Origin of the sequence: Xenorhabdus poinarii G6, assembly GCF_000968175.1 — a bacterium.
Classification (GTDB): Bacteria; Pseudomonadota; Gammaproteobacteria; order Enterobacterales; family Enterobacteriaceae; genus Xenorhabdus; species Xenorhabdus poinarii.
The window spans coordinates 635,575-648,378 of record NZ_FO704551.1 but is presented as its reverse complement, the minus strand read 5'-3'; the positions used below and the strand labels follow the sequence as shown (position 1 = coordinate 648,378).

The following is a 12,804-nucleotide window of genomic DNA, read 5'->3' as shown; positions in this document are numbered from 1 at the left end:
CTTAACTCAATGACCGTGCAGACGTCTGGCTTCAATCACATCCGGTAACTGATTGAGTTTCGCCAATACCCGCCCAAGCACTTGCAGGTTGTAAATCTCAATATCCATATCGATGGTTGCGAGCTGTTGCTTAACATCACTGCGGCTGCTGACACCCAACACATTGACTTTTTCATTGGCCAGGATGGTGGTGATATCACGCAATAATCCACTGCGATCGTTAGCGAGCACCCGCACCACAAGTGAATAACCGCTCGAATAACTCTCTCCCCATACTGCATCCACGATCCGCTCGGGTGAACTGGCCTCGAGTTCCGCCAGTTGATCACAATCCGCCCGGTGGATGGAGATCCCTCGCCCACGTGTAATGAATCCAATGATCTCATCACCGGGAATAGGCTGGCAACAACGGGCAATGTGATGCATTAAGTTGCCGACCCCTTCGACAACAACGCGGCCATTATCCCTGCTGATATTGCGCGGTGTATAGGCCTTGTTCTCCAGATTGCGAAGCGCCTCGCGATCCTCTTCTTCTGCGGTGGTTTTGTTGAATTTATTTTGCAGGAAATTCGTTAGCTGGTGAATGCGGATATCACCGACACCAATCCCCGCCAGCACTTCTTCCAACGAATGAACGTTATAGCGGGCGATCAGTTCTTTTTCTGCTTCTTTGAGCGTGATACCTAAATGTGTCAGCTCATTCTCCAGCATTTGGCGACCCGCAAGGATATTCTTATCACGATCTTGCTTACGAAACCAATTATGGATTTTCGCGCGCCCACGGCTAGTCGTCACATAACCAAGATTAGGATTCAGCCAGTCACGGCTTGGGTTAGGTTGTTTCTGGGTAATGATTTCAATTTGATCCCCCATCTGAAGCTGATAGCTGAAGGGGACGATTCGGCCGCCAATTTTGGCACCAATACAACGATGACCGACATCACTGTGAATGTGATAAGCAAAGTCCAACGGGGTAGAACCAATCGGCAAATCAATGACATCCCCTTTTGGCGTAAAGACATAAACGCGATCATCGAATACCTGGCTACGCACTTCGTCCAGCATCTCGCCGGTATCCGCCATTTCTTCCTGCCATGCGATCAATTTCCGCAGCCATGCAATACGGCTTTCATAACTGCTGGATTTACCGCCACCTGCCGCAGTGCCTTCTTTATATTTCCAATGTGCGGCGACGCCAAGTTCGGCATCATCATGCATCTGACGAGTACGGATCTGGATTTCCAGTGTTTTACCATGTGGCCCCAGAACAACGGTATGAATGGATTGATAACCATTAGGCTTCGGATTGGCAACATAGTCGTCAAACTCATCTGGCAAATGGCGATAGTGAGTATGAACGATCCCCAATGCAGCGTAGCAATCCTGCAAACGTTCAACAACAATCCGTACAGCCCGCACGTCAAACAATTCATCAAAGGACAGGGATTTTTTCTGCATTTTACGCCAGATGCTGTAGATATGTTTGGGACGCCCATAAATTTCAGCATTGATCCCTTCTTGCAGCATGCTATTGCGCAGGGTCGTTACAAAGGTTTCGATATATTGTTCACGATCAATCCGGCGCTCATGCAGCAATTTGGCAATTTTCTTATACTCATCGGGATGCAAATAACGGAAACAAAAATCCTCCAGCTCCCATTTTAGCTGCCCAATGCCCAGACGATTGGCAAGAGGCGCATAGATATTAGAGCACTCTTTGGCTGCCAGTACCCGCTCATCTTCACTGGCATCTTTCACTTCGCGCAAGTGGGCGATGCGTTCTGCCAGTTTGATAATCACACAGCGAAAATCCTCCACCATTGCCAGCAGCATCCGGCGAACATTATCCACCTGAACTGAACAAGTCGCGTCCGTGTGAGTCGCTTTCAGTTGACGAATGGCGTCCATTTCCAACACCCCATTCCCCAAATCCGTGATCGCTTTGCCAAAGGTTTCTGTTACGGTTTCACTGTCGAGTAACCTGGCATTCAGGAGAGGAAAAAGCAGTGCAGCGCGCATACTGTCACTATCCATGCTTAATGTAGACAGAATCTCCACCATTTCCACACCACGCCATAACAACCGGCCTGCATCCGGGTGATTTTGGACTTTTTCGTGACAATATCGCCAGGTTTTAACCAGTTTCTCACGGGTTTTTGGGTTAGTGATGTTTAAACTCGCAATCCATTTATCGACAGCAAATTCACCTGCCGGTGTGAGATGCGCACTTCTTACCGCAACCATAATTTCTCCCTACTCGATAGCCCTCGGCTCACGACTGAACAGAGCCATGGATTCCAGATGGCCGGTGTGCGGAAACATATCCAACATCCGCACACTGACCAGACGATAACCCGCCGCCAACAAGACCTTACTGTCCCGCGCCAGTGTCGTGGGGTTACAGGAAACGTAAACCACTTTTTTGGGGGCTAATTTTACAATATGAGCCATAACACCCGCCGCGCCAGCGCGGGCGGGATCTAGCAGCACTTTATTGAAACCTTGTGCGGCCCAGGGCTGCTGATGAATATCTGATTCCAGATTCTCATGAAAAAAATCGACATTACTGAGTGCATTGAGCTGGGCATTATATTGCCCATTCGCCACCAGCGCAGCAACCCCTTCGACACCCACGACAGCCTGAACTTTCGTCGCAATGGGTAACGTAAAGTTCCCCATACCACAGAACAAATCCAATACCCGGTCTGTCGGTTGTAAATCCAACCAGGCTAACGCCTGTGCCACCATTTGCTGGTTAACGGTATCATTGACCTGAATAAAATCTTGTGGACTGAACACCAATTTCAGCCCCCCCACCTGATACCACGGGGCGGGTTGCTCTGCTCGCAATGGATGAAGGGCTTTTTCCTCACCCTGCAAATAAATCGCCACATGGTACTGCTCTGAAAAAGTACGCAGCGTTTCTTTATCTTCAGGTTTAAGCGGATCAAGATGGCGCAATACGATAAGCGGGCCATTATCCGCCAACACCAACTCCACATGCCCCAATCGTTTCGCCGCATTCAGGCGACTCAGACACTGGGACAACGGCGGTAATAATTGCTCCAGCTCCGGGCGCAACACAGGGCAGTGTTGAATATTCACCACATCGTTGGTCTGGCTCTGACGAAATCCCATCAATAATGTACGTTGCTTGGTGTGGTATTGCAGACCCAGCCTCGCCCTACGCCGATAGCCATATTCTGGACTGTGAATAATAGGCTGTGCGCTGATCCTGACACCGGTTTCCCGTTGAATCAGGTGTTCCAGGACACTGGCCTTCGTGTTAGCTTGCAGTTCAGCCATAACATGTTGCTGCTGGCATCCACCACATACGTTAAAATGCGGACAGCGAGGTGCTACGCGATGTGAGCTGTCTGACAGCCTTTTAACGACTTTGCCCTTAGCAAATTGGCGTTTTTCCTCTGTCAGTTGGATCTGTGCCTGCTCGCCTGGCAGTAATCCTGGAATAAAGATCGTTTTACCCTGATGACGAGCAATGCCTTGCCCTTGTGCATCAAGGTTATCTGCGGTAATGGAAATAATGCCTCGGTTTACGGAACGACGATTTGGGGAGTAAAATTGCACCATGATTCTAACTGACTTTGAAAAATTGAGTTCTGATTTTCCCACAATGGACGCCTATGACCAAATATAGCTTACGCACCCGTATGATGAGCCTGATATTGGTTCCTGTTTTACTGGTCGGAACGCTTGTAAGTATATCATTTATCTCATACCGCTATTACGTGTTGAAGAACCTGATAGTCCGCAGTGGAATGAGTATTATTGAACCGTTGTCCATTGCCAGCGAGGTTGGCATTAATCTGGATAATCGCCAACGGGTCAATTCATTGATAAATAGCCTTCATCGCCGTAATTCTGACATTGTCATGGTTATTGCCATTTTTGATAAGCACAATAAGCTATTTGAAATTTCGAATAATAAATATGATGTCAATCAGCTACGCCTCAGCCCGAATGCCCCGATTCCAACCCATCTGACTGAGGAAGAGGACAGTAATAGCATCATCCTGAAAATGCCGATTATTTCAGAAACCACCTCTTCCCATAAGTGGCACAATACCACCAATAACAGTGAACCCATCGGCTATATTGTCATTGATTTGGATCTACGGGCTGCGCAACTGCAACAATATAAAGAGATTGCCACATCGATTGTTCTGCTGATCCTCTGTCTTGGCGGAACGGCTCTGTTTGCCTACGTTCTGGTACGCAAAGTTACCGAGCCGCTGGATAGTATGGTAAAAGCGGTTAACCAAATCCGGCAAGGGCAATTGCACTGTCGAATTACTAGCGCAATGCCGGGAGAATTAGCCGCTCTCCAGAACGGGATTAATACCATGGCAGAATCGCTGTCCAAATATAAAAATGAGATGCAGTTGCATATCGATCAAGCCACGTCTGATCTGCAAATTACGATGGAACAGCTCGAAATCCAGAATGTTGAACTGACCATCGCCAAAAAGCGAGCACAAGAGGCGGTCAAGATCAAAACGGAATTTCTGGCGAATATGTCCCATGAACTCCGCACGCCGCTCAATGGCGTCATTGGCTTTACCCGTCAGATGTTAAAAACATCCATTACATCACAACAGATGGAGTACCTGTATGTTATTGATCGATCAGCAAATAACCTACTGAAAATCATCAATGATATTCTGGATTTTTCACGGCTGGAATCCAATAAACTGGTTTTGGATCAGGTGCCTTTTTTACTACGCGATACCGTCAATGAAGTGATTGAATTGCTGACGCCTGCGGCCAGTGCGAAAAATCTGCCTTTGTATCATCATATTGATGATGGATTACCCAATCTGATGATAGGTGATCCGATCCGCTTACAGCAAATACTGACAAATCTCATTGGCAACGCCATTAAATTTACGGACAAAGGCTGTGTCACGCTGGATATCCGTTTACGTCAGCAACAACACCATCTTGTCCAGATTCATTTTAGCGTGACGGATACCGGCATTGGTATCAAACCGGAATACCGCCCGATTTTGTTCCAGGCTTTCAATCAGGCAGATGCGAGCATTACCCGCCATTACGGGGGCACCGGGCTGGGATTGAGCATCACCAAGCGCCTGGTCAATGAAATGAAAGGAGAAATTGACTTTACCAGTGAAGTCGCTAAAGGGACGGTATTTTATTTTGATATCTGGCTGGAAAAAGAGGAATATTTATTCAGTGCATTCCCGACGTCTCAACCCACGTCCTCGACATCATCACGCTTACCCATGACGGTCATGGCGGTAGACGATAACCCCGCTAATCTGAAATTGATTGGTACATTACTGCATGAACTCGTTGAAAATACGTTGTTGTGCCGCAGTGGCACTGAAGCATTAACGATGGCAGAAAAACAGGCGCTGGATCTGATTTTAATGGATATTCAGATGGCGGATATGGATGGTATTCAAACTGCCAAACAGATCCATCAATTACCTCAACATAAAAAGACGCCGATTGTGTCAGTGACCGCCTTTCCCTGTGATGCCGCTCAACATCCACCGTTTATTAACTTTCTTTCTAAACCACTGGATGAAAATCACCTAAAAAGGTTGTTGGATCAATACTGTCTGCAGAAAAAAACACAATCCATTGATTGGGATATGGCATTAAAGCAAAGCAACGGCAAAGTATCATTGGCCAGAGAACTGTTGGCAATGCTGGTGCAATCGTTGCCTGATATGCAGACGATAATTGAACAAGCCTTAGCCACCGATGGGGAAGTTAATCGCAAACACTTTCAGCGACATGTCCACCAATTGCACGGAAGTTGCTGCTATACCGGTGTCCCTCAACTGAAAGCAATTTGCGAATGTGTGGAAAAGCAACTGCAACAAGGTGTCGCTCTGGTGGATCTGGAACCCGAACTGCTGGAATTCATCGACGAAATCAATCACGTCATGGCAGCCGTTTCTGATGTTCTCAACGTCAGCCCCCCATGCCAACTGACTGAACCCGTTACTTGGTGACCATAAACTTGCGATATTCTTCATAAGCGTAATGGTCGGTCATGCCACTGATATAATCCTGAATGAGACGTGCCCGATAATAAAATTCGATCATCGCTTTTTCAGTTTCATCAGTGGCCACAATGCCCTCCACGGCCTGGCGATAAGCAAACCGGTGTTTGGTCGAAAGTTTGTGCAGCAGGCGCGTTTCAATAAAGTATTCTTTGTGGAAATTATTCTGATCCAGTGCCATGAAATCCTGCCGGGACAATGCCAATAAAGGGCTATAAAAATCCAGTAATCCCGTAATAATCCGATATCCCTGTAATTCCAGCTCTTCCACTTCTGGATGATTAAACACTTGTTTACGCGTGACATTTTTCAAGGTTTTCAATAAACGATGTTCATCACCGTCCCCTTCTAACAGCGCATGATTAAATGTTCCCGCATAAATTGCCGGCAGGTGTTTAATAAACAGTCTGGCGGTATAAGGCACCAATTTTCCGGTGATAAAAACCCGCAAATACATGAAAAATTGTTCGTGAAGATTACGACCGGCTTCATTATTCGCTGTTTTCTTATAGGCTTGTGTCACTGTCGCTTCAAACAAATCGCCTTTTCGGTGCCCACCATTTTCTTCCCACTCTTTTGTCAGGTAGCCCACCAACTGCTCGACATTAAACATGTCTTTCTCAACTGCATCGTCCAAATCGGCAATACAATAGGAAATATCATCTGCTGCTTCCATAATGTATGTCAGCGGGAAGCGACAAAAATCCCCCATCTGCAATTTTTTTCTCAGCTCACGGACAAAACTGTCTTCTGACCAGTAATAGCCTTTTTTCTTCATCAGGTAACTGAATTCCGCTGGGGGTTCTTCCAGTCGGTAAGCCGGGCAGGTGTATTTCAATATACAACCAATCTGGGCATACGTGAGATTCAGGCGCAGTAGGTTATGTGCCAGACGAATGGCTTGTGCGTTACCTTCAAACTGACACAAATCTTTACGTAATTGCCGACGGAATACATCCTTTTTTTCTTCCCCTGTCAGCCGCAGTACCGCGACCTTACAATTATCTGGCCGAATATCCGTATCCGGTAAATAGTCAGGATCTAGCTGACGGGAAAACCAATCTTTAATCGCTGCCTCCCCGAAATGCCCGAATGGCGGATTGCCGATATCGTGCATCAGGCAAGCCATTTCAACCAGGCTTTCAAAAGCCATTAAGCGATCACTTAATCCATACGTCTTCAATAAATCCTGCCTGGTCAGCTCCGCAAGGATCGTTTTTGAAATATAACGCCCGATTTGCTGCACTTCGAGTGAATGCGTCAACCGACTACGTACAGCGGCATTGCGTTCCAGCGGAAATACCTGTGTTTTCTGCTGCAACCGCCGAATAGCGGCAGAGTTGATGATCCGCCCGCGATCACTTTCAAACTGACGGTTTACCTGCACTTCATCATCGTGATGAATAGACGATTGACTGAATTTACGTTGGTAATTCAGCTTCTGCTTAAAATCAATTTTAGACATTAATCCCCCATATCAAATGAAACGATTATTTAGAATTGGAATCTCCGGTAAATGATTATTCAATGATACACTTCCCGATTAAATCAGCCTTAATCCATTAATAATAAGCGAGTATGACACAATGAAAGTAGGTGTAATAGGTGCAATGGAACAAGAAGTCACGTTGCTGCGTGACCAAATCGAAGGTCTGCAAACGTTGTCACGAGGTGGGTGTGAAATCTATACCGGTAAGCTGAATGGCGTCGATATCGCCTTGTTGAAATCCGGTATTGGTAAGGTTTCCTCTGCGCTGGGAACGACCTTGTTAATTGAACATTGTCAGCCAGATATCGTGATTAACACTGGCTCAGCCGGTGGGCTTGATCCTAAGCTGAACGTAGGGGATATCGTGGTTTCCGAAGAAGTTCGCTACCATGATGCCGATCTGACCGCTTTTGGTTATGAAGCGGGACAAATGGCGCAATGTCCGCCAGCATTTATTGCTGATGAGAAATTGATCGCTCTGGCCGAAAAATGTATACAATCCCTCAATCTGAATGCGGTTCGCGGCCTGGTTTGCAGCGGTGATGCCTTTATCAATGGTTCAGAACCATTGGCTCGCATTCGGGCCACTTTCCCGACAGTGGCGGCGGTTGAAATGGAAGCCGCAGCCATTGGTCATGTTTGCCATCAATATCACATCCCCTTTGTTGTCGTTCGGGCTATTTCTGATGTGGCAGATCAAGCATCTCACCTCAGTTTTGATGAATTTTTGGTGGTCGCGGCGCGTGAATCGACACGGATGGTCAATGCCATGCTGATTGAACTCAGCAAACCGTCAATCACCCTTTAAAGCCATCACCCTGTCAAGTGGAGCATCGATAATGCAATTGTTTTTGAAAATCATCCCCTCTCAATCCGTTTGGTGGGTTTTTTCATTCCTTTTATCTGTTTTCAATGCTCCACTTTATGCGGCAGCGACCCGTGTGATTAGTCTTGCTCCCTCGACGACAGAACTGGCATATGCGGCGGGGTTAGGTGACCAGCTTGTTGCAGTCAGTGCTTATTCCGATTATCCCGCCGCAGCGAAAAAGCTGGAACAAGTCGCTGACTGGCAAGGCATTAATGTTGAACGCATCATCGCCCTCAAGCCTGATCTCATTCTGGCATGGCGTGGCGGTAATCCTCAGCGCCCTCTGGCACAACTTGCGGCGTTAGGTATCCCGATTTTTTATTCTGATATCCAAAAAATCGATGATGTTGCAACCGAGCTGGAACAGCTTGCGGTCTATAACCGACATCCCGATACAGCCAGACAATCAGCGGAAAATATTCGGAATAAATTCAAACAATTAAAACAACATTATGCCCATGTAACGCCTAAACCGGTGTTCTTGCAATTTGGCATGAATCCAATTTTTACCTCCTCCAGCCACACGATCCAAAGCGAAATTGTTTCCGTCTGTGGTGGTAAAAACATTTTTGCGGATAGCCCCGTGCCGTGGCCGCAAGTTAATCGTGAACAAGTCCTTACCCGAAAACCAGAAATCCTGATCATCGGCGGAACAGAGGCGCAAAAACAGAGGGTCGCCGATTTTTGGCGGCCACACATGAACATTCACATTATCGCCCTGAATGATGACTGGTTCAGCCGCGCGGGGCCGAGAATTATTCTGGCAGCAGAACAACTTTGCCAGCAGTTAAATGATGCCAAATAAAATAGAACGACGATGACAATCGCTCAATGATGCTGATGTCTTTTTGAGGGCATTTTCATCATAGAAAAAACCGGAAATAAAACAAACCTATTAATAGATATTTTATCCACTGTTCTAGTTAAAGACTAAATGAGATAAAAATGAAAAAAAGCTATCTTAACTTAATACTTCTTTTTATTTGTCAAGGCCTTACTGGTTCAATTATTTCTTTATTAACTTTAACATCAACACTAGTAGGAAATAAATTATCTCCTTTAAATTATTTATCTACATTACCAATAACAACAACCGTTTGTGGCTCCGCCATCATGATTTATTATGCATCAATGTTAATGGAAAGATATGGGCGAAAAATGGCCTTTATCATGGGGAGTATTGTAGGCATTGTTGGTAGTTTATTCGCCTGTTTCGCCATCATTTACCAGTCATTTATTCTATTTTTATGCAGCACATTCATCTTGGGTTGTTCAACTGTATTTAATCAATACTATAGATTTGCTGCTGCTGAGATATTTGACGACGAGTTAAATAAGAAAAAATCAATTTCAATTATTATTGGTGGTGGCGTTTTTGGCGGAATATTAGGTCCTTTTATCGCGATGAAGGGAGCATTCTTGATCCCTGGCTATACTTTTTTAGGCACTTTTATATTAACGACCATAGTAAGTATTGTTGTGATTGTTATTCAATCATATGTTGATTTTCAGGTTGAAACCAAAAAAGAAGAAAAGAATCGTATTTATCATACTGGTTATAAAGCTCAAAATTTGACTCAGTTATTAAAGTCGAATCTGTTCTTTTTAAGTACGATGAGTTGTGCTATTGGTTTTTCTTTAATGACATTGCTAATGAACGCAACACCTTTAGCTATGTCTCAGGAAAATTTCAACATAGAGGATAGCGCATATGTTTTACAGTGGCATTTCGTTGCTATGTATGCACCAGCATTAATACTACCATTTTTTGTTGATAAACTAAAAACAACAAAGATAATATTATTTGGCGCTTCGTTTTTTATCATTGGAATGTTCGTGGCCATTTCTATCGGTAGTATTAATGGTTTTCTATTTTCTTTGTTTTTCGTTGGGCTTGGATGGGCATTTATGTTTAATGGCGGGACGTTTTTACTGAATAAATTCACAAAAAGTGAGTATAAGTATAAATTACAGGGAATAAATTCATTAATCGTTTATTTATCTAATATGATTGCATCACTATCTATAGGGATAGTGATGAGTCAATCTAGAGGTTGGTTTATTTTAAACACTATTGGAATAGTGATAATTGTTATATACATCATCATTTTTTCTATAAAAAGTAAAAAATTATTTAGATAGAACGTTCACATTGAGTGATTCAATTGATTTCTATTCATGTTTATCATAATAAAATCTATGGCCTCCTATATGAACGCATCCCGTTTGCAAGACAAGTTCGTTGGGTGGCGGTCATAACTGCGTTCGTACATTCGGCTTCTGTGTTTGCAGGTTATTTTCTGCTGAGCCATGATGGATATGTGCCCACCTGCTCCTTATCGGCCTTAAGACCTTTATTCATTCTTGGTCGTCGGATGTATCAGGTTTTGCCGGTGTCGGTTTGACCGATATCCCATCTCATTTTTCCCGCGCAATTAGCAAGATCAATAAAGCTAAAAAAAGATTTCATTATTCTGTGATTATGACGTCACCCTGAATTTTTCTTCACCCGTTAATATCACCCACGATATTCTGGCGATCTTATTTGTCAGCGCGATAGCCACAATATTAACCGGACGACGCTGCATCAGCTTTTTTATCCACTCACCATAGTTATCATGCCTTCGATTTATATGGTAAATCACTGCCTTGTCTCCCTGAACCAACAGCTTTCGTATATAACCATCACCCCGTTTCGTTATTCCCGCGAGTCTGGTTTTTCCACCACTGGAATATTGTTTGGGGGTTAACCCCAGCCAGGCAGCAAAGTGTCGACCATTTTTAAACAGACCAGGATCGCCAACGCGGCTGACAATGGCCGTGGCGATCACCGGCCCAATACCGGGAATGGTGGCTAACCGTTGACAGACCTCGTTCTCTTTGAAATACCTGTCAATCATTTCGTTAAGCTCACCGATCCACGCCTGTAAACAGGATAATTGTTCAAGATACATCATGCCCAGTTTTCTCAGGATAGGGGTTATCGCTGACTCACCGTCCTCAATAAACTCAAGGAGACCTTTTTTTAGCGAAGACAGCCCAGTCGGAAAGATAACACCTTCTTCTGAAAACAGACTGCGGATCTGATTTGATTTAGCGGTTCTTTCCTGAATAGCGCCTTCCCGCATTCGGTGCAATGACTGCAATGATTGCTGCTCAGCACTCTTTATGGGGACACAGTGAATATCCCGTCTTGTTACCGCCATACAGATCGCAGCAGCATCATTAGCATCATTTTTTCCGCCAACAACAAAAGGTTTAATGTATTGGGTTGGCAACAAATGAACCGTGTGCCCCAGCTTTGTCAGTTCCCGTGCCCAATAATGTGCACTATGGCAGGCTTCAATCCCAATGAGTGCATGCTCTAGAGTCGTAAAAAACTTCAACACACTGTTTCGACGTAACTTCCGTTTAATCGTGGTGGCACCACGGTGGTCTGTCCCATAAACCTGAAAAATATTTTTAGCAATATCAAGACCGATGATGAGATTAGGCATAATCCCCTCCCAAAGCTGGCTGGATTTTATTGATGAATTCCCATCTTACTCCGTGAGGAGCGGGAGTTCATAACATCAGCCTTGTTACAGCTAATACTGTGGGCCTCGATGTAATCCGCTGACCTGCGCCTTTTTAGTGAACCATTTTTCCGATTAGGTTTTTCATCAGGCCGATTGACCGTTCATATCATCAATAATCAGTCTTCGCAACACCAGAGCGTTAATCGTTATTTTCTCTTTTTGTTCAACAACGCAGGGGTATACCTGAATTCGCCCGCATGGTCTGCAGGCTTTCCGTACGTGGCTGAACATTTGGCCGGACAGCCTCAAAGGGGTATTTGCCCCGTTTTAAAAAAATTTTGTTATGTCAGACAAAAATCAAATTCATTAATTTAATTAATGTTAAACTCTATGTAATGGCTAATTTAATTCTGATTTCCTTATTATCCATAAATATTTTGAATTAAATGCCGATAGATTATTCAGTTGAATATCTGAGCAAGGAAAGAGCAGAATGAAAAATTGGAAAGCATCTCTGTACCTGCAAGAACTGGCCTGGCTGCGCGAAAAAATGAAGTTAGCTGCGAAGGAACATCCGCATCTGGCAGCATTTCTGGACAATCCCTATGATCCGGACATTCAGCGCCTGATGAAAGGATTTTCATTACTGACCTCCAATGTGCTCTACACTGTTGAAGATGAATTTCCGCAGATCACTCATGAAATGCTGGATCGTATCTGGCCGCATACCCTGCGCCCCGTGCCGCCGACCACTATCATTCAATTCACGCCTAATCAGGGGATTTATCAGGGCGCGGTTGATATCCCGCAGGAAGCGCCCGTCACCACAGCCGAAGGTGTGTAGACATTACGGTTTTACACCTGCCGCCCTGC

At 44.9% G+C, this 12,804-nt stretch carries 9 protein-coding genes; 5 read left to right on the top strand and 4 right to left on the bottom strand.

What is annotated here, in order from left to right:
* Window positions 1-6: 6 nt before the first annotated feature.
* Both relA and rlmD read right to left on the bottom strand, forming a co-directional pair.
* A complete protein-coding gene (relA, locus tag XPG1_RS02845; protein WP_045957739.1) occupies window positions 7-2,244 on the bottom strand; it encodes a GTP diphosphokinase in 2,238 nt (745 codons plus the stop codon).
* Between the two features lie 9 nt (window positions 2,245-2,253).
* Window positions 2,254-3,591: a 23S rRNA (uracil(1939)-C(5))-methyltransferase RlmD gene (gene rlmD, locus XPG1_RS02840; RefSeq protein ID WP_045960349.1), complete on the bottom strand. Its 1,338-nt coding sequence runs from the start codon at window positions 3,589-3,591 to the stop codon at window positions 2,254-2,256.
* A 53-nt stretch (window positions 3,592-3,644) separates the two neighbouring features.
* Here rlmD and XPG1_RS02835 point away from each other — a divergent pair, with 53 nt between their 5' ends.
* Window positions 3,645-6,005, top strand: coding sequence for an ATP-binding protein (locus tag XPG1_RS02835; RefSeq protein WP_045957738.1), 2,361 nt, complete (start codon window positions 3,645-3,647; stop codon window positions 6,003-6,005).
* Here XPG1_RS02835 and dgt read toward each other — a convergent pair.
* Window positions 5,995-7,521: a dGTPase gene (gene dgt, locus XPG1_RS02830; protein WP_045957737.1), complete on the bottom strand. Its 1,527-nt coding sequence runs from the start codon at window positions 7,519-7,521 to the stop codon at window positions 5,995-5,997. The genes XPG1_RS02835 and dgt overlap by 11 nt on opposite strands.
* A gap of 121 nt (window positions 7,522-7,642) precedes the next feature.
* On the opposite strand from dgt, the gene mtnN reads away from it, so the two are divergent.
* The 3 genes from mtnN to XPG1_RS02815 all read left to right on the top strand — a co-directional run bounded on the left by mtnN (window position 7,643) and on the right by XPG1_RS02815 (window position 10,555).
* Window positions 7,643-8,353, top strand: coding sequence for a 5'-methylthioadenosine/S-adenosylhomocysteine nucleosidase (gene mtnN, locus XPG1_RS02825; RefSeq protein WP_045957736.1), 711 nt, complete (start codon window positions 7,643-7,645; stop codon window positions 8,351-8,353).
* A gap of 28 nt (window positions 8,354-8,381) precedes the next feature.
* Window positions 8,382-9,218, top strand: coding sequence for a vitamin B12 ABC transporter substrate-binding protein BtuF (btuF, locus tag XPG1_RS02820; protein ID WP_045960347.1), 837 nt, complete (start codon window positions 8,382-8,384; stop codon window positions 9,216-9,218).
* 140 nt (window positions 9,219-9,358) lie between these two features.
* Window positions 9,359-10,555, top strand: coding sequence for an MFS transporter (locus XPG1_RS02815; protein ID WP_045957735.1), 1,197 nt, complete (start codon window positions 9,359-9,361; stop codon window positions 10,553-10,555).
* A gap of 338 nt (window positions 10,556-10,893) precedes the next feature.
* On the opposite strand, the gene XPG1_RS02810 is transcribed toward XPG1_RS02815, so the two are convergent.
* Window positions 10,894-11,910, bottom strand: coding sequence for an IS110 family RNA-guided transposase (locus XPG1_RS02810; protein WP_045957734.1), 1,017 nt, complete (start codon window positions 11,908-11,910; stop codon window positions 10,894-10,896).
* Between the two features lie 514 nt (window positions 11,911-12,424).
* On the opposite strand from XPG1_RS02810, the gene XPG1_RS02805 reads away from it, so the two are divergent.
* Window positions 12,425-12,775, top strand: coding sequence for a type VI secretion system baseplate subunit TssF (locus XPG1_RS02805; RefSeq protein ID WP_052708227.1), 351 nt, complete (start codon window positions 12,425-12,427; stop codon window positions 12,773-12,775).
* The last annotated feature ends 29 nt before the right edge of the window (window positions 12,776-12,804 follow it).

Excerpts from the sequence above, each read along its gene's own strand:
- relA (WP_045957739.1), bottom strand. The coding sequence starts at position 2,244 with ATGGTTGCGGTAAGAAGTGCGCATCTCACACCGGCAGGTGAATTTGCT.
- rlmD (WP_045960349.1), bottom strand. The coding sequence starts at position 3,591 with ATGGTGCAATTTTACTCCCCAAATCGTCGTTCCGTAAACCGAGGCATT.
- XPG1_RS02835 (WP_045957738.1), top strand. The coding sequence starts at position 3,645 with ATGACCAAATATAGCTTACGCACCCGTATGATGAGCCTGATATTGGTT.
- dgt (WP_045957737.1), bottom strand. The coding sequence starts at position 7,521 with ATGTCTAAAATTGATTTTAAGCAGAAGCTGAATTACCAACGTAAATTC.
- mtnN (WP_045957736.1), top strand. The coding sequence starts at position 7,643 with ATGAAAGTAGGTGTAATAGGTGCAATGGAACAAGAAGTCACGTTGCTG.
- XPG1_RS02815 (WP_045957735.1), top strand. The coding sequence starts at position 9,359 with ATGAAAAAAAGCTATCTTAACTTAATACTTCTTTTTATTTGTCAAGGC.
- XPG1_RS02810 (WP_045957734.1), bottom strand. The coding sequence starts at position 11,910 with ATGCCTAATCTCATCATCGGTCTTGATATTGCTAAAAATATTTTTCAG.
- XPG1_RS02805 (WP_052708227.1), top strand. The coding sequence starts at position 12,425 with ATGAAAAATTGGAAAGCATCTCTGTACCTGCAAGAACTGGCCTGGCTG.